Origin of the sequence: Streptococcus sp. 27098_8_86 (assembly GCF_041432595.1) — a bacterium.
Lineage (GTDB): Bacteria > Bacillota > Bacilli > Lactobacillales > Streptococcaceae > Streptococcus > Streptococcus pneumoniae_F.
Genome location: NZ_JAPVZW010000007.1, coordinates 67,446 through 85,597, shown reverse-complemented (window position 1 = coordinate 85,597; position 18,152 = coordinate 67,446). Strand labels below are relative to the sequence as shown.

Annotated in this window: 16 protein-coding genes; 11 read left to right on the top strand and 5 right to left on the bottom strand. The window is 40.0% G+C overall.

The window, feature by feature from the left end; translation table 11 throughout:
* Positions 1-12 precede the first annotated feature (12 nt).
* From prfB to metK, 7 genes are all read left to right on the top strand, one after another.
* Positions 13-1,108, top strand: a protein-coding gene (prfB, locus tag O3616_RS07465; RefSeq protein WP_125386088.1) for a peptide chain release factor 2 whose coding sequence is annotated in 2 segments (ribosomal slippage) — positions 13-84 and positions 86-1,108 — 1,095 coding nt in all. Because the reading frame shifts where the segments join, the coding sequence is not laid out codon by codon here.
* Positions 1,109-1,125: 17 nt separating this feature from the next.
* The gene (gene ftsE, locus O3616_RS07460; RefSeq protein ID WP_004263501.1) at positions 1,126-1,818 is read left to right on the top strand and encodes a cell division ATP-binding protein FtsE; all 693 of its coding nucleotides are present in this window, start codon (positions 1,126-1,128) and stop codon (positions 1,816-1,818) included.
* Entirely contained in the window at positions 1,811-2,737 is a 927-nt protein-coding gene (gene ftsX, locus O3616_RS07455; RefSeq protein WP_049552615.1) for a permease-like cell division protein FtsX, read from the top strand. The genes ftsE and ftsX overlap by 8 nt, the downstream gene beginning before the upstream one ends.
* A 180-nt stretch (positions 2,738-2,917) precedes the next feature.
* Entirely contained in the window at positions 2,918-5,098 is a 2,181-nt protein-coding gene (locus O3616_RS07450) for a PTS transporter subunit IIBC (protein ID WP_371638521.1), read from the top strand.
* Between the two features lie 51 nt (positions 5,099-5,149).
* Positions 5,150-5,965, top strand: a complete 816-nt coding sequence (locus O3616_RS07445; protein ID WP_371638520.1) for an endonuclease/exonuclease/phosphatase family protein — start codon at positions 5,150-5,152, stop codon at positions 5,963-5,965.
* A 291-nt stretch (positions 5,966-6,256) separates the two neighbouring features.
* Positions 6,257-7,600 carry a DEAD/DEAH box helicase gene (locus tag O3616_RS07440; protein ID WP_371638519.1) on the top strand — a complete coding sequence of 448 codons (1,344 nt, stop codon included), beginning with the start codon at positions 6,257-6,259 and terminating at the stop codon, positions 7,598-7,600.
* Positions 7,601-7,960: 360 nt separating this feature from the next.
* Positions 7,961-9,151, top strand: a complete 1,191-nt coding sequence (metK, locus tag O3616_RS07435; protein ID WP_000003942.1) for a methionine adenosyltransferase — start codon at positions 7,961-7,963, stop codon at positions 9,149-9,151.
* Positions 9,152-9,234: 83 nt separating this feature from the next.
* Here the strand turns inward: metK and O3616_RS07430 are convergent, their stop codons facing one another.
* From O3616_RS07430 to O3616_RS07410, 5 genes are all read right to left on the bottom strand, one after another.
* Positions 9,235-9,870, bottom strand: a complete 636-nt coding sequence (locus tag O3616_RS07430; protein ID WP_371638518.1) for a GNAT family N-acetyltransferase — start codon at positions 9,868-9,870, stop codon at positions 9,235-9,237.
* Positions 9,871-10,004: 134 nt separating this feature from the next.
* The gene (locus O3616_RS07425; protein WP_000767189.1) at positions 10,005-10,304 is read right to left on the bottom strand and encodes a DUF1827 family protein; all 300 of its coding nucleotides are present in this window, start codon (positions 10,302-10,304) and stop codon (positions 10,005-10,007) included.
* A gap of 58 nt (positions 10,305-10,362) precedes the next feature.
* On the bottom strand, positions 10,363-10,815 hold the full coding sequence (locus tag O3616_RS07420) for an NUDIX hydrolase (RefSeq protein WP_033681392.1): 453 nt from the start codon (positions 10,813-10,815) through the stop codon (positions 10,363-10,365).
* Positions 10,816-10,944: 129 nt separating this feature from the next.
* On the bottom strand, positions 10,945-13,203 hold the full coding sequence (locus tag O3616_RS07415; protein ID WP_371638517.1) for an AAA family ATPase: 2,259 nt from the start codon (positions 13,201-13,203) through the stop codon (positions 10,945-10,947).
* Between the two features lie 229 nt (positions 13,204-13,432).
* Positions 13,433-13,663: a DUF1797 family protein gene (locus O3616_RS07410; protein ID WP_000443570.1), complete on the bottom strand. Its 231-nt coding sequence runs from the start codon at positions 13,661-13,663 to the stop codon at positions 13,433-13,435.
* A gap of 190 nt (positions 13,664-13,853) precedes the next feature.
* On the opposite strand from O3616_RS07410, the gene O3616_RS07405 reads away from it, so the two are divergent.
* The 4 genes from O3616_RS07405 (at position 13,854) to gyrB (ending at position 18,145) form a co-directional block, all read left to right on the top strand.
* The gene (locus O3616_RS07405) at positions 13,854-14,537 is read left to right on the top strand and encodes an amino acid ABC transporter permease (protein ID WP_033686685.1); all 684 of its coding nucleotides are present in this window, start codon (positions 13,854-13,856) and stop codon (positions 14,535-14,537) included.
* The gene (locus O3616_RS07400) at positions 14,537-15,271 is read left to right on the top strand and encodes an amino acid ABC transporter ATP-binding protein (RefSeq protein WP_033681390.1); all 735 of its coding nucleotides are present in this window, start codon (positions 14,537-14,539) and stop codon (positions 15,269-15,271) included. The genes O3616_RS07405 and O3616_RS07400 overlap by 1 nt, the downstream gene beginning before the upstream one ends.
* Before the next feature lie 349 nt (positions 15,272-15,620).
* Entirely contained in the window at positions 15,621-16,184 is a 564-nt protein-coding gene (locus tag O3616_RS07395) for an HAD family hydrolase (protein ID WP_064276973.1), read from the top strand.
* Positions 16,185-16,198: 14 nt separating this feature from the next.
* Complete coding sequence (gene gyrB, locus O3616_RS07390; RefSeq protein ID WP_115904770.1) at positions 16,199-18,145, top strand: DNA topoisomerase (ATP-hydrolyzing) subunit B; 1,947 nt, start codon at positions 16,199-16,201, stop codon at positions 18,143-18,145.
* Positions 18,146-18,152 lie beyond the last annotated feature (7 nt).

The following is an 18,152-nucleotide window of genomic DNA, read 5'->3' as shown; positions in this document are numbered from 1 at the left end:
GAAGGAGTATTTATGGACATTTCAGAAATTCGTCAGAAAATTGACGCAAATCGTGAAAAATTAGCTTCTTTCAGGGGGTCTCTTTGACCTCGAAGGTTTAGAGGAAGAGATTGCCATCTTGGAAAACAAGATGACAGAACCTGATTTTTGGAACGATAATATCGCGGCCCAAAAAACGTCGCAAGAATTAAATGAATTAAAAAATACCTACAATACCTTCCATAAAATGGAAGAGTTGCAGGATGAAGTTGAAATTTTATTAGATTTTTTAGCTGAAGATGAGTCGGTGCATGAAGAATTGGTTGCACAGTTATCAGAACTCGATAAAATGATGACTAGTTATGAGATGACCTTGCTCTTGTCAGAACCTTATGACCATAATAATGCGATTTTGGAAATCCATCCAGGATCCGGTGGTACAGAGGCTCAGGACTGGGGGGATATGTTACTTCGTATGTACACTCGCTATGGAAATGCTAAAGGATTTAAAGTAGAAGTTTTGGATTACCAAGCAGGGGATGAAGCTGGTATTAAGTCAGTAACCCTATCATTTGAAGGGCCTAATGCCTATGGCCTTCTCAAGTCAGAAATGGGGGTACACCGTTTGGTGCGAATTTCACCATTTGACTCTGCTAAACGTCGCCATACCTCTTTCACATCTGTAGAAGTGATGCCAGAGTTGGATGATACCATTGAAGTGGAAATCCGTGAAGATGATATCAAGATGGATACTTTCCGTTCAGGTGGTGCTGGTGGACAGAACGTCAATAAAGTTTCAACAGGTGTGCGTTTGACACACATTCCTACTGGGACTGTTGTCCAGTCAACAGTCGATCGTACTCAGTATGGAAATAGAGATCGTGCCATGAAGATGTTGCAGGCTAAGCTCTATCAAATGGAGCAAGAAAAGAAAGCTGCGGAAGTTGATTCCCTCAAAGGTGAGAAAAAGGAAATCACATGGGGAAGTCAAATCCGTTCTTATGTTTTCACGCCTTATACTATGGTAAAAGATCATCGAACTAGCTTTGAAGTTGCGCAGGTAGATAAGGTTATGGATGGAGACCTAGATGGTTTTATCGATGCTTATCTCAAGTGGCGAATCAGCTAAGATAGAAAGGAACTCACATGTCAATCATTGAAATGAGAGATGTCGTCAAAAAATACGACAACGGAACGACTGCTTTGCGAGGTGTCTCAGTCACTGTTGAACCCGGGGAATTTGCCTATATCGTAGGTCCGTCAGGAGCTGGGAAATCAACATTTATTAGAGCTTTGTACCGCGAAGTAAAAATCGAAAAAGGAAGCTTAACTGTTGCTGGTTTTAATCTGGTTAAAATTAAAAAGAAAGATGTCCCTCTCCTACGTCGTAGTGTTGGGGTTGTCTTCCAAGATTATAAACTGTTACCAAAGAAAACCGTTTATGAAAATATTGCTTATGCAATGGAAGTTATTGGTGAGAGCCGCCGTAATATCAAAAAACGTGTTATGGAAGTTTTAGACTTGGTTGGATTGAAGCATAAGGTTCGTTCTTTCCCAAATGAACTTTCAGGGGGAGAACAGCAACGGATTGCAATTGCACGTGCCATTGTAAACAATCCAAAAGTATTGATTGCGGACGAACCAACAGGAAACTTGGACCCAGATAATTCATGGGAAATTATGAACTTGCTGGAACGCATCAATCTCCAAGGTACAACTGTCTTGATGGCTACCCACAACAGTCAGATTGTAAATACCTTGCGCCACCGTGTCATTGCCATTGAAAATGGCCGTGTCGTTCGTGACGAAGCTAAAGGAGAATATGGATACGATGATTAGTAGATTTTTTCGTCATTTATTTGAATCATTAAAAAGTTTGAAACGAAATGGCTGGATGACAGTAGCTGCTGTCAGTTCAGTTATGATTACTTTGACCTTGGTTGCAATATTTGCATCTGTTATCTTTAATACGGCTAAACTAGCTACAGATATTGAAAATAATGTTCGAGTAATGGTATACATTCGTAAGGACGTAGCTGATAATAGTGAGACGATTGAAAAAGAAGGTCAAACTGTTACAAATAACGACTACCATAAGGTATATGATGCTTTGAAAAGTATGTCAACCGTTAAAAGTGTTACGTTTTCAAGTAAAGAAGAACAATATGAAAAGTTGACAGAAACAATGGGGGACAACTGGAAAATCTTTGAAGGCGATGCCAATCCTCTCTATGATGCATATATCGTTGATACCAATACACCAAGTGATGTAAAGACAGTAGCAGAAGAGGCTAAAAAAATCGAAGGTGTATCAGAAGTTCAAGATGGTGGTGCTAATACAGAACGCTTGTTTAAGTTAGCCTCATTTATTCGTGTCTGGGGACTAGTTATCGCTGGATTATTGATTTTCATTGCGGTGTTCTTGATTTCTAATACTATACGTATCACCATCATTTCACGAAGCCGTGAAATTCAAATTATGCGTTTAGTAGGTGCTAAGAACGGTTATATCCGCGGACCTTTCTTGCTTGAAGGTGCCTTCATCGGTTTGCTTGGAGCAACACTTCCGTCAGTTTTGGTATTTATTGTCTATAAAATGGTTTACCAATCGGTTAATAAGTCATTGGTTGGTCAGAACCTTTCGATGATATCACCAGAAATATTCAGTCCACTGATGATTGCTCTATTATTTGTGATTGGAATTTTTATCGGTTCAATCGGATCAGGAATTTCAATGCGCCGATTCCTGAAAATCTAAAATAGAAGTATATTTGAGGAGATTTTAATATCTCCTTTTTTACTACAAAAATTTTAGAAAAAAGTCTACTTTTTTTTATAAAAGCCTTTACAAAAAAAATTAAAGTGGTATAATTAATACATAGTTAAGTGCAAACGTTTTCGTAAAACGTTTGCCTAAATAAAAATAAAGGAGATTTGAATGATGAAAGATACATTCAAAAATGTCTTGTCTTTCGAGTTTTGGCAAAAATTCGGTAAGGCTTTGATGGTGGTTATCGCGGTTATGCCGGCTGCTGGTTTGATGATTTCAATCGGTAAGTCTATCGTAATGATTAACCCAACTTTTGCACCACTTGTAGTTACTGGTGGAATTCTTGAGCAAATTGGTTGGGGGGTTATCGGTAACCTTCACATTTTGTTTGCCCTAGCAATTGGAGGAAGCTGGGCTAAAGAACGTGCTGGTGGTGCTTTCGCCGCTGGTCTTGCCTTCATCTTGATTAACCGTATCACTGGTACAATCTTTGGTGTATCAGGAGATATGTTGAAAAATCCAGATGCTATGGTCACAACTCTCTTTGGTGGTTCAATCAAAGTTGCTGATTACTTCATCAGTGTTCTTGAAGCTCCAGCATTGAACATGGGTGTGTTTGTAGGGATTATCTCAGGTTTTGTAGGGGCAACTGCTTACAATAAATACTACAACTTCCGTAAACTTCCTGATGCACTTTCATTCTTCAACGGGAAACGTTTTGTACCATTTGTAGTTATTCTTCGTTCAGCAATCGCTGCAATTCTACTTGCTGCCTTCTGGCCAGTAGTTCAAACAGGTATCAATAGCTTTGGTATCTGGATTGCCAACTCACAAGAAACTGCTCCAATCCTTGCACCATTCTTGTATGGTACTTTGGAACGTTTGCTCTTGCCATTTGGTCTTCACCATATGTTGACTATCCCAATGAACTACACAGCTCTTGGTGGTACTTATGACATTTTAACTGGTGCAGCTAAAGGTACTCAAGTATTTGGTCAAGACCCACTATGGCTTGCATGGGTAACAGACCTTGTTAACCTCAAAGGTACTGATGCAAGTCACTACCAACAATTGTTAGATACTGTTCACCCAGCTCGTTTCAAAGTTGGACAAATGATCGGTTCATTCGGTATCTTGATGGGTGTGATCGTGGCTATCTACCGTAATGTTGATGCTGATAAGAAACATCAATATAAAGGTATGATGATTGCGACAGCTCTTGCAACATTCTTGACAGGGGTTACTGAACCAATCGAATACATGTTCATGTTTGTAGCAACACCTATGTATCTTGTTTACTCACTTGTTCAAGGTGCTGCCTTCGCTATGGCTGACGTAGTAAACCTACGTATGCACTCATTCGGTTCAATCGAGTTCTTGACTCGTACACCTATTGCGATTAGCGCTGGTATCGGTATGGATATTGTTAACTTTATCTGGGTAACTGTTCTCTTTGCCGTAATCATGTACTTTATCGCAAACTTCATGATTCAAAAATTCAACTACGCAACTCCAGGACGTAACGGAAATTACGAAACTGCTGAAGGTTCAGAAGAAGCTAGCAGCGAAGTGAAAGTTGCAGCAGGTTCTCAAGCTGTAAATATTATCAACCTTCTTGGTGGACGTGCAAACATCGTTGATGTTGATGCATGTATGACTCGTCTTCGTGTAACTGTAAAAGATGCTGACAAAGTCGGTGATGCAGAACAATGGAAAGCAGAAGGAGCTATGGGTCTTGTCATGAAAGGACAAGGAGTTCAAGCTATCTACGGTCCAAAAGCAGACGTATTGAAATCTGATATCCAAGATATCCTTGATTCAGGTGAAATCATTCCTGAAACTCTTCCAAGTCAAATGACAGAAGCGCAACAAAACACTGTTCAATTCAAAGGTCTTACTGAGGAAGTTTACTCAGTAGCAGACGGTCAAGTTGTTGCCTTGGAACAAGTGAAAGATCCAGTATTTGCTCAAAAAATGATGGGTGACGGATTTGCTGTAGAACCTGCAAATGGAAACATTGTATCTCCAGTTTCAGGTACTGTATCAAGCATCTTCCCTACAAAACATGCTCTTGGTCTTGTGACTGAAGCAGGTCTTGAAGTACTTGTTCACATTGGTTTGGACACAGTAAGTCTTGAAGGAAAACCATTTACTGTTCATGTAGCAGAAGGACAAAAAGTTGCAGCAGGTGATCTTCTTGTCACAGCTGACTTGGATGCTATCCGTGCAGCAGGTCGTGAAACTTCTACAGTAGTTGTCTTCACAAATGCTGAAGCTATTAAATCAGTTAAGTTAGAACAAACAGGTTCTCTTGCAGCTAAAACAGCAGTTGCTAAAGTAGAATTGTAATACACTTGAGGTTGGAAGCTGTTTTCCAACCTCTTGTTTTGGGAGAAAAGCATGAAATTTTTAACACTCAATACTCATAGCTGGATGGAAAAAGAAGCCGAGGAAAAATTCCAGCTCTTGCTTGAAGATATTCTTGATAAAGACTATGATTTGATATGTTTCCAAGAAATCAATCAGGAGATTACTTCGCCAGAGGTGGAGGTTAATGACCTTTATCAAGCTTTGCCAGCTGCTGAGCCTATTCATCATGATCACTATGTTAGACTCTTAGTTGAAAAGTTGTCAGAGCAAGGGAAAGATTACTACTGGACTTGGGCCTATAACCATATTGGTTATGACCGCTACCATGAAGGTGTGGCTATCTTGTCTAAAACACCTATTGAAGCAAGAGAAATTTTGGTTTCAGATGTGGATGATCCAACAGACTATCATACTCGCCGTGTCGCCCTGGCTGAAACTGTAGTCGATGGTAATGAACTTGCAGTTGCCAGTGTCCATCTTTCTTGGTGGGATAAAGGTTTCCAAGAAGAATGGGCACGATTTGAGGCTGTCTTGAAAGAATTGAACAAGCCACTTTTGCTGGCTGGAGATTTCAATAACCCAGCTGGTCAGGAAGGTTACCAAGCTATTTTAGCTAGCCCATTAGGTTTACAAGACGCATTTGAAGTTGCTCAAGAGAAAAGTGGTAGCTATACTGTTCCACCAGAAATTGATGGCTGGAAAGGGAACACAGAACCCCTTCGAATCGACTATGTTTTTACTACCAAAGAGTTAGCGGTGGAAAATTTACATGTCGTATTTGATGGCAACAATAGTCCGCAAGTTAGTGATCACTATGGCTTGAATGCTATTTTAAACTGGAAATAATAACTGATACTCTTTGAAAATCTCTTCAAACCACGTCAACGTCGCCTTGTCGTATAGATGTTACTGACTTCGTCAGTTCTATCTGCAACCTCAAAACACTGTTTTGAGCAACCTGCGGCTAGTTTCCTAGTTTGCTCCTTGATTTTCATTGAGTATGAAAAGAGGTTGGAATTATAACATTCCAGCCTTTTTCTGATTAGAAAAGCTACTGGAAATAGCCTAAATAAGTGAGACTACTGAAATGGAATAAAATGTGGTATAATTGATAGGATAGATAGAATCGAGGGTATTATGTCATTTACGAAATTTCAATTTAAAAACTATATTAGAGAAGCCTTGGAGGAGTTGAAATTTACAACTCCAACAGAGGTACAAGATAAGTTGATTCCCATTGTCCTGGCAGGCCGAGATTTGGTTGGAGAATCAAAAACAGGTTCAGGTAAGACTCATACTTTCTTGTTACCAATTTTCCAGCAATTAGATGAAGCTAGTGATAGTGTACAGGCAGTGATTACGGCACCGAGCCGTGAGTTGGCTACTCAGATTTACCAAGCAGCTCGTCAGATTGCAGCCCACTCAGAAGTGGAAGTTCGTGTGGTTAATTATGTGGGAGGGACAGATAAGGCTCGCCAGATTGAGAAATTGGCAAGTAACCAGCCTCATATTGTTATTGGAACGCCTGGACGTATCTATGACTTGGTTAAATCCGGTGATTTAGCTATTCATAAAGCCAAGACCTTTGTGATCGATGAGGCAGACATGACCTTGGATATGGGATTCTTAGAAACTGTTGATAAGATTGCCGGCAGTCTTCCAAAAGACCTTCAATTCATGGTCTTCTCAGCGACTATCCCACAAAAACTGCAACCATTCTTGAAAAAATACTTATCAAATCCTGTTATGGAGAAAATCAAGACCAAAACGGTCATTTCTGACACTATTGATAATTGGTTGATTTCTACTAAGGGACGTGACAAGAATGCTCAAATTTACCAGTTGACTCAGTTGATGCAACCGTATTTGGCAATGATTTTTGTTAACACTAAAACGCGTGCTGATGAATTGCATTCATATCTGACTGCTCAAGGCTTGAAGGTGGCAAAAATCCATGGGGATATTGCCCCTCGTGAGCGCAAACGTATCATGAACCAGGTTAAAAATCTGGATTTTGAGTATATTGTCGCAACAGATTTGGCCGCGCGTGGAATTGACATTGAAGGTGTCAGCCATGTCATCAATGATGCCATTCCGCAAGATTTGTCCTTCTTTGTTCACCGTGTTGGTCGTACTGGACGAAATGGCCTACCAGGTACAGCTATTACCCTTTATCAGCCAAGTGATGACTCGGATATCCGTGAGTTGGAGAAATTGGGAATCAAGTTTACTCCTAAGATGGTCAAAGACGGGGAATTTCAAGATACTTATGACCGTGATCGTCGTGCCAACCGTGAGAAAAAACAAGATAAACTTGATATCGAAATGATTGGTTTGGTTAAAAAGAAAAAGAAAAAAGTCAAACCAGGTTATAAGAAAAAAATTAAATGGGCGGTTGATGAAAAGCGCCGCAAAACCAAGCGCGCTGAAAATCGTGCTCGCGGTCGTGCAGAGCGTAAAGCAAAACGCCAAACATTTTAATAGAAAAAGTTGGAGTACTGAGCTCCAATTTTTTTTATTTATGAGAACGAACTATCTAAACAGAAACACTACATTAAAGACTGCAAATTGCGCTAAAAAATGGTATAATGATAAAGTTATATAGTCCCGATAAGATGGTAGGTATTTATCACTAAGAGTTTTCCTATCAGTACTTTGTAATTTGCAAAGCATGACGGCTCCATACGGTTGCCGCTATAATGCGGTCACCCTATGCGCCTTACTAGCTTCAGAAATAAAAAGTATCGTTTTTATTTCTTACGCGTTGTAACTCTTAGAAAATGAAAATACCTATCAGTACTTTGTAACTCTATAACACTATTTTTAAGGGGGGACATTTTTATGTCAGAACGTAAATTATTCACGTCTGAATCTGTATCTGAGGGGCATCCAGATAAGATTGCAGACCAAATTTCAGATGCGATTTTGGATGCTATTTTAGCTAAAGATCCAGAGGCGCACGTTGCTGCTGAGACAGCTGTATATACTGGTTCAGTCCATGTTTTTGGTGAGATATCTACAAATGCCTATGTGGATATTAACCGTGTGGTTCGTGATACTATTGCAGAGATTGGCTACACCAATACAGAATATGGTTTTTCTGCTGAGACTGTAGGAGTACATCCATCTTTGGTGGAACAATCTCCTGACATTGCCCAAGGTGTCAACGAAGCCTTGGAGGTTCGTGGGAATGCAGACCAAGATCCGCTTGATTTGATTGGTGCTGGAGACCAAGGGCTCATGTTTGGATTTGCAGTGGATGAAACAGAAGAGCTCATGCCATTGCCAATTTCACTCAGTCATAAATTGGTTCGTCGTTTGGCAGAACTTCGTAAGTCTGGGGAAATCAGCTATCTTCGCCCAGATGCTAAATCACAAGTTACAGTTGAGTATGATGAAAATGACCGTCCAGTACGTGTGGACACAGTCGTGATTTCAACTCAGCACGATCCAGAAGTCAGCAACGAACAAATTCATAATGATGTGATTAACAAGGTCATTAAAGAAGTTATTCCGGCTTCTTACTTGGATGAGCAAACCAAATTCTTCATCAATCCAACTGGTCGCTTTGTAATCGGTGGACCTCAAGGGGACTCAGGTTTGACTGGTCGTAAGATTATCGTGGATACCTATGGTGGCTACTCTCGTCATGGTGGTGGTGCTTTCTCTGGTAAAGATGCGACTAAGGTGGACCGTTCAGCCTCTTATGCGGCTCGTTATATTGCCAAGAATATCGTTGCAGCAGGCCTTGCTAAGAAAGCAGAAGTGCAATTGGCTTATGCTATCGGTGTTGCTCAGCCTGTTTCTGTTCGTATCGATACCTTCGGTACAGGAACAGTAGCCGAAAGCAAACTTGAAAAAGCTGCTCGTCAAATCTTTGACCTTCGTCCTGCAGGAATTATCCAAATGCTGGACCTTAAGCGTCCAATTTACCGTCAAACAGCGGCTTATGGACACATGGGACGTACAGATATTGACCTTCCATGGGAACGTTTGGACAAGGTAGATGCTTTGAAAGAAGCAGTCAAATAGATAAGAAAACCAACGTTTTGAACGTTGGTTTTTATAAATATAAGTTATCCTTATTTAAATAGGATTTGTAAATTGCTAGTCTGTTATAATTTATTTATTGTTTTTAAAAATGCCCAGTTACCAATTGATTTTGATCCGTATTCTATCTCCATAAAGTCTAGCAGTCCATAATCGTTTTTTTTGTAGAATGAGGTATTTCTAGCTGTACTAGTTATGAGTCCCAAGTGTTTACAGCCTTTTGATTTGACATAAGGTTCAATCCCTTGTGTCAGAAAAGTACTGCCTATTCCCCGCCCCTTACTTTCTATATTGACAGCTAAAGCCATCAAATACCAATCAAACTCCCCTGATTGTTCTAAATGCTTTTTGGAACGTTTTACAAAGTCAAAGTATTTAAGGAGATTTTGTGGTCGAATGTAGCGAAAAATGTTTGTCCCACCATTTCGTAGATAGGATAGTATACAGAAATCATTTTGTTGCAAAAGGGCAACTGCAAGTAATTCTCCATCTTGTTCCGCAACTAAACAGTTTCCTTTTTTAATATAGACTCTGGTAAGCATTGTTTGTAATGTTTCTACAAAATTAGGATAATAATCAGGCTTCTTTAAATCATCCCTTATAATCGTTAAAAAGGGATAGTCAAGAAAGGAATTGGCTAATAGTTTTCCAATTTTTTCGTATTCTTCAAGTCTTGCCTCTCGATATATCATGTCTCCCATGCTTGTCTCCTTTGTTACCTATAAAATTGTGTATGATAGGATTTCAAGATAAAAAATTGGAGATGATTTAAAAAGCTAAATAAACCCAATTTTGTTCCATAAGGTTTAAAGCACTTTCTAATCTCTCCAAGATTTTATTTGGTTGGAATCGAAATTCCAATTAATTTTTCTGAATAGAGGGTTTTGATATTGGCTTCATCAATAGAGTCCTTATCAATTTTACGTTTCAAGAAAAATTCTTGAATAGCTTCGATTTCAGGTTCGCGAATAGCGCGGTGTTTGTTTGAGATGAGGATTTCATAGTGAAGCGGAGCTTGGGTAAAAATAACATCTGTATTCCCTGCAGAATAAACTTCAACAAGGGTTGCATCTGTACTTTCTAGCTGGCTTTTTACAAGTTGCGAGTGTGAGTTTGTTGTATTGATAAGCTTCATAACATTTCCTCCGATTTTCTAATTCTATTATAGCACTTTTTGAATAAAGTGGCTTGATTTAGCCAATCTTATGCTGTTTTTTCCAAGATTCGATAGCCCATTTATGGCTACCACGTTTGAGGTTTTCAATAGCCTCATCAATAGGGAACCAGGCAATATGATTAAAGTCTTCTAGTGGCTTTTGCACTTCTTTGAAAGAAATCGCTTCATAGAGGTAGGCTGGATTGTAGTAGTAGGTGTCACGGTGACGAGAATAGAAATATTCGTCAGCTTGTCCGTAATAGGTACCAATTTCAGCTGTAAAGCCAAGCTCTTCAATCAATTCACGCTTTAGGGCTTCTTGATGATTTTCACCTGCTTCAATTTCACCACCTGGTAGGAACCAAGCACCATTAGGTGCTTGAACAAGAACAATTTGTTTTTGTTCAGCATCAGGGATAACTGCATATACGCCATAGCGTGCAACATAGTCTGTATTTGCTTTCTTTTCTCCGAAAGTTGGGTTTGCCATTGGATTTTCCTCATTATTTATTATCTTTATTATTATCTTAATGGACAAAGACCGAGCTGTCAAGAAATTATAGTTATTTTAATAAAAAGGAGCAGAAAATTTTCATTTTCTACTCCTTTTCTGTAGGATTTATACTTCTTTTTCAGAAGTTTTTACTTCAGCTTTTTTGGCAGACTTAATTTGAATGTTGCCCTTGCTGGTCATCACTGCCTTGAGGTTTTTTTCGCTTGGATTTTCAAGGTAGTAGTCAGTGATTGCGTCTTCAATATAGTCTTGAATAGTACGACGAAGTGGGCGCGCCCCCATTTTTGGATCATAGCCGAGGTCAACCAATTTTTCCTTAACCTTGTCAGTTACATCCAAATGAATGTTGTTGCTAGAAAGGCGCTTGTTAACGTCTGCTAGCATAAGCTCGACAATCTGAAGGAGGTTGTCCTTGCTGAGAGCCTTAAATTCGATAATACCATCAAAACGGTTCATAAACTCTGGGCTAAAGAAGTTACCGAGTTCACCGAGAACAGAATTGGTACGTCCTTCGCGAGCGGCCCCAAATCCAACGCTGGCTTCTGCCTTACCTGTACCTGCATTTGAAGTCATGATGATGATAGCGTCCTTGAAGCTAACGGTACGTCCTTGCCCATCTGTCAAACGACCATCGTCCAAGACTTGAAGGAACATATGCATAACATCTGGATGGGCTTTCTCTACTTCATCCAAGAGAATAAGAGAATATGGATTGCGGCGGACTTTTTCAGTTAATTGCCCAGCCTCATCGTAGCCAACATAACCTGGAGGGGCGCCGACCAACTTAGCCACGCTGTGTTTTTCCATGTATTCGCTCATGTCAAAGCGAATCATGCTGTCAGCAAAACCAAAGAGTTCGATGGCCAGTTGTTTGGAAAGTTCTGTCTTACCGACACCAGTTGGTCCGACAAAGAGGAAGCTTCCAATTGGACGGTTAGGCGTACCGAGACCGACACGATTCCGGCGAATAGCCTTGGCAATCTTATCGACTGCATCATCTTGGCCAATAACATGAGACTTGAGGTCTTCAGCTAGATGGATGAGTTGAGATTGTTCTTTCTCTTTCAAATCGCCAACAGGGATATTGGTTTTCTGCTCGATAATATGCTCAATGGTTTTTTCACTGATGATAGGAGTATCCTGGTCTGTGACCTTTTTCTTTTGCATTTCCTTATACTTGGCAATCTGGTCACGGAAGTAGGCGGCCTTCTCAAAATCTTCTTCTCGTGTAGCTTGAGATTTAAGATTTTCAGCTTCAATCAAGCGCTGATCGATTACTTTAGGATCCACGAAATTCAAGGTCAAGTTCATCTTAGAACCCGCTTCATCTAGGAGGTCGATGGCCTTGTCAGGCAAGAAGCGATCTTGGATGTAGCGATTGGAAAGAGTTGCAGCTGCTTCAATCGCAGCATCGGTATATTGAACGTGGTGGTAGTCTTCGTATTTCTTTTGAATACCTTTGAGGATTGTGATTGTTTCGTCCACTGTTGGTTCATCGACCTTAACAGGCTGCATACGGCGTTCTAGGGCAGCATCTTTTTCAATGATGCGGTATTCATTGAGGGTAGTTGCACCGACCAGTTGCAGTTCACCACGAGCAAGGGCTGGCTTGAGGATATTTCCTGCATCCATATTGCCATCGCCCGCAGATCCCGCACCGACAATTTCATGGATTTCATCGATAAAGAGGATAATATCCTCACGTTTGCGAATTTCTTCCATGAGCTTTTGCATGCGTTCTTCAAATTGTCCACGAATACCCGTTCCTTGAACTAGGCTAACCACATCCAGACGGATGACTTGTTTACCTTGTAGTTTATGTGGAACATCGCCATCAACGATTTTCTGAGCTAGACCTTCGACAACGGCAGTTTTCCCGACACCTGGTTCACCGATAAGAACAGGATTATTCTTGGTTCTGCGATTGAGAATCTCAATGACACGGATAATCTCATCATCGCGTCCAATAACGGGATCTATATCTCCACGACGGGCAATTTCAGTTACGTTGATACCAAATTCTTCCAGCAGGCCTTTTTCTTGGCTTGGTGGAGGAGTTTGAGCAGGTCCACGATTTTGGGAACCATAACCGCCGTTTCCACCGTAACCTCCACCTGATTGGGTTGGGGGAGTCGGTGGAGTGTTGTTAGAAGGTCTAAAATTGTTTAGGTCATTGAAGAAATCACCAAAGGGATCAAAGTCACGATTGTTCAGATCCGTCATACCTTTAAAGAGGCTATTGTTAGGATCTGTCTTGATAATCTTATAGCAGTTTTGACAAAGGTCAATTTGTTTTTGCTTTCCATTAAGATTGGTATAAAGATGAATTGTTGAGTCATTGATTTTACAGTTTTGACAAAGCATACATCTACCTCATTTCTTTCTTTAGCCTGACCTGTTTAAAGGTCAAAAATAGTCAAATTTCTATACTCTCATTATAACAGGATTGGGGTGTAAAGCAAGTAAAAAGATTGCAGCTTTGAGAAGTTGTTACAATGAAAATTTTTGTGATTTTAGGGAATAAAAAAATCCTATTTGTGAGACAAAAAGGATTTTGGTTAGACATGCAGGGTGTAACCCAGCTTGTTTTGTATTAGTAAAGGAGTTCGTAAATCTCCATTGCAATCAAGTCAATGCTGTCAAACGTATAAGTTTCGCGAGCTTCGACATCACGAAGGGTAAAGATTGAGCCGTTTTCTTCGTCGTGGCTGTATGCAACTTCTGCAACAACAACTCCTTCGCGTTCAAAATTACGTTTTAAATTTCCGCCGTCTTTAGCCATTGCTTCAAGGCGGTTGATGATTCTAACCAAATGTGATTCCATTTTGATTCTCCTTCATTTCTTATCGTTACTATTTTACCATAAAGGAGGCCAACTTGCCTAGAAAAAACTAAGATTTCTCGCTAATTCTACCAGCTTAAAGTTTTTTTGAATAAATTAGACAAAAGATTTGAATTTTAATTCATTCCATGTTATAATCATACAGTATTCTATTTTAGAAAGCAGTGTGACTATGAATTTTTCTTTTTTACCTAAGTATTTACCTTATTTTAACTATGGGGCTGTCGTGACGGTTCTCATTTCTATCTGTGTTGTCTTTTTGGGAACTATTTTGGGTGTTGTCTTGGCTTTTGGGCAACGTTCAAAGTTTAAACCGTTTGTTTGGCTCGCCAACTTGTACGTTTGGATTTTCCGTGGGACACCGATGATGGTTCAGATTATGATTGCCTTTGCCCTTATGCACATCAATGCTCCGACTATTCAGGTTGGAATTTTAGGTGTTGACCTTTCTCGTCTGATTCCAGGGATTTTGATTATCTCTATGAACAGTGGTGCTTATGTTTCTGAGACTGTTCGTGCTGGGATTAATGCGGTTCCAAAAGGTCAGCTAGAGGCGGCCTATTCTTTAGGAATTCGTCCTAAAAATGCTATGCGCTATGTGATTTTGCCACAAGCTATCAAAAATATTTTGCCAGCATTGGGGAACGAATTTATCACCATTATCAAGGATAGTTCTCTTTTATCAGCTATTGGTGTCATGGAGTTGTGGAACGGAGCTACAACAGTTTCTACAACAACCTATCTACCTTTAACACCACTTTTATTTGCAGCCTTTTATTACTTGATTATGACTTCTATTTTGACAGTAGCCTTGAAAGCTTTTGAAAAACGTATGGGACAAGGAGATAAGAAATAATGACAGAAACCTTGATAAAAATTGAAAATTTACATAAATCCTTTGGAAAGAATGAAGTATTGAAGGGCATCAACCTCGAGATTAAAAGAGGAGAAGTTGTCGTTATCATCGGTCCTTCGGGGAGCGGAAAATCTACCTTGCTTCGCTCTATGAATTTGTTGGAAGAAGCAACTAAGGGGAAGGTTATCTTTGAGGGAGTCGATATTACGGACAAGAAGAATGACCTGTTTGCTATGCGTGAGAAGATGGGCATGGTCTTCCAACAATTTAATCTCTTTCCTAATATGACTGTGATGGAAAATATCACCTTGTCTCCTATCAAGACCAAAGGTGAAAGTAAGGAAGTTGCAGAGAAGAGAGCTCAGAAACTTTTGGAAAAAGTTGGTTTACCAGATAAGGCAACTGCTTATCCACAGAGTTTGTCAGGTGGCCAGCAACAGCGGATTGCCATCGCGCGTGGTTTAGCTATGGAACCTGATGTCTTGCTCTTTGACGAGCCAACTTCAGCCCTGGACCCTGAAATGGTAGGTGAGGTGTTGGCTGTTATGCAAGACTTAGCTAAGTCAGGAATGACCATGGTTATCGTAACACATGAAATGGGATTTGCTCGTGAGGTGGCAGACCGTGTCATCTTTATGGCAGACGGTGTGGTTGTTGAAGACGGAACACCTGAACAGATTTTTGAACAAACCCAAGAACAGCGGACTAAAGACTTCTTGAGTAAGGTTTTATAATCTATTTTAAAATTTCAAGACAAGATTAGTGAAAAGCTAGGCTCAATACCAGTCAAGTGGAACTTACTTTGAGAAGTTACCCCCCTTATTAATAACATCCATAAATTGGATATTAGGATTTTTAATATAAAGTAGTTTTGTGTTAAAATATAATTGTTCCATATGATTCTCTCTAATGATGGTTTGGTCGCTTTTCATTATGGGTCATATGGAACTTTTTTCTACAAGAAAATAGGTTTCATAATATCTATAAGAAATTTATCCTATATAAATATCATAGAGCATTTTTTATGTGGAAAACTCAGGGAAATCATCGCTTTTTTCATAAAAAAATGCTATAATGAAGGGTATGAAATATCACGATTATATCTGGGATTTAGGTGGAACTTTACTGGATAATTACGAAACTTCAACAGCTGCCTTTGTTGAAACATTGGCATTGTATGGCATCAAACAAGACCATGACAGTGTCTACCAAGCTTTAAAGGTTTCTACTGATTTTGCGATTGAGATATTCGCTCCCAACTTAGAGAATTTTTTAGAAAAGTACAAGGAAAATGAAGCCAGAGAGCTAGAACATCCGATTTTATTTGATGGAGTTTCTGGTTTATTGGAAGACATTTCAAATCAAGATGGCCGTCATTTTTTGGTTTCTCATCGAAATAATCAGGTCTTGGAAATTTTAGAAAAAACCTCTATAGCAGCTTATTTTACAGAAGTGGTGACTTCTAACTCAGGCTTTAAGAGAAAACCAGATCCTGAGTCCATGATTTATTTAAGAGAAAAGTATCAAATTAGTTCAGGACTTGTCATTGGTGATCGACCGATTGATATCGAAGCAGGTCAAGCTGCTGGACTCGATACTCACTTGTTTACCAGTATCGTGAATTTAAGACAAGTATTAGACATGTAAGAAAAAGGAATAAGATGACAGAAGAAATTAAAAATCTGCAGGCACAAGATTATGATGCCAGTCAAATTCAAGTTTTAGAGGGCTTAGAGGCTGTTCGTATGCGTCCAGGGATGTATATCGGTTCAACCTCAAAAGAAGGTCTTCACCACCTAGTCTGGGAAATTGTTGATAACTCAATTGACGAGGCCTTGGCAGGATTTGCCAGTCATATTCAAGTCTTTATTGAGCCCGATGATTCGATTACAGTTGTCGATGATGGGCGTGGTATCCCAGTCGATATTCAGGAAAAAACAGGTCGACCTGCCGTTGAGACTGTCTTTACTGTTCTTCACGCTGGAGGAAAGTTTGGCGGTGGCGGATATAAGGTCTCAGGTGGTCTTCACGGAGTAGGGTCCTCAGTTGTTAACGCCCTTTCAACTCAATTAGACGTTCATGTCCACAAAAATGGTAAGATTCATTACCAAGAATACCGTCGTGGTCATGTTGTCGCAGATCTTGAGGTGGTTGGAGATACGGATAAGACTGGAACAACAGTTCACTTCACACCGGACCCAGAAATTTTCACTGAAACAACCACTTTTGACTTTGATAAATTAAATAAACGTATTCAAGAATTGGCCTTTCTAAATCGTGGTCTTCAAATCTCCATTACAGATAAGCGTGAGGGGTTAGAACAAACTAAGCATTACCACTATGAAGGTGGGATTGCTAGCTACGTTGAATATATCAATGAGAACAAGGATGTTATCTTTGATACACCAATCTATACTGACGGTGAGATGGATGATATCACAGTTGAAGTAGCCATGCAGTACACAACGGGTTACCATGAAAATGTCATGAGTTTCGCCAATAATATCCACACCCATGAAGGTGGAACGCATGAACAAGGTTTTCGTACAGCCTTGACACGTGTTATCAACGATTATGCTCGTAAGAATAAGTTACTGAAAGACAATGAAGACAACCTAACAGGGGAAGATGTCCGTGAAGGACTAACTGCAGTTATCTCAGTTAAACACCCAAATCCACAGTTTGAAGGACAGACCAAGACCAAACTGGGGAATAGCGAAGTGGTTAAGATTACCAATCGTCTCTTCAGTGATGCCTTCTCTGATTTCCTTATGGAGAATCCTCAAATTGCAAAACGCATTGTAGAAAAAGGAATTCTGGCTGCTAAGGCTCGTGTGGCTGCCAAGCGTGCGCGTGAAGTCACTCGTAAAAAATCTGGTTTGGAAATTTCCAACCTTCCAGGTAAACTAGCAGACTGCTCTTCTAACAATCCTGCTGAAACAGAACTCTTCATCGTCGAAGGAGACTCAGCTGGTGGGTCAGCCAAATCTGGTCGTAACCGTGAATTTCAGGCAATTCTTCCAATCCGCGGTAAGATTTTGAACGTTGAAAAGGCAAGTATGGATAAGATTCTAGCTAACGAAGAAATTCGTAGTCTTTTCACAGCGATGGGAACAGGATTTGGTGCAGAATTTGATGTTTCAAAAGCTCGTTACCAAAAACTTGTTTTGATGACCGATGCCGATGTCGATGGAGCCCACATTCGTACTCTTCTTTTAACCTTGATTTATCGTTATATGAAACCAATTTTAGAAGCTGGTTATGTTTATATCGCCCAACCACCAATCTATGGTGTCAAGGTTGGAAGCGAGATTAAAGAATATATCCAGCCAGGAGCAGACCAAGAAATTAAACTCCAAGAAGCCTTGTCCCGCCATAGTGAAGGACGTGCCAAACCAACTATTCAGAGGTATAAAGGTCTGGGTGAAATGGATGACCACCAATTGTGGGAAACAACCATGGATCCGGAACATCGCTTGATGGCCAGAGTTTCTGTGGATGATGCAGCTGAGGCAGATAAAATCTTTGATATGTTGATGGGGGATCGAGTAGAGCCTCGTCGTGAGTTTATCGAAGAAAATGCCGTCTATAGTACACTTGATGTCTAAAAAATCG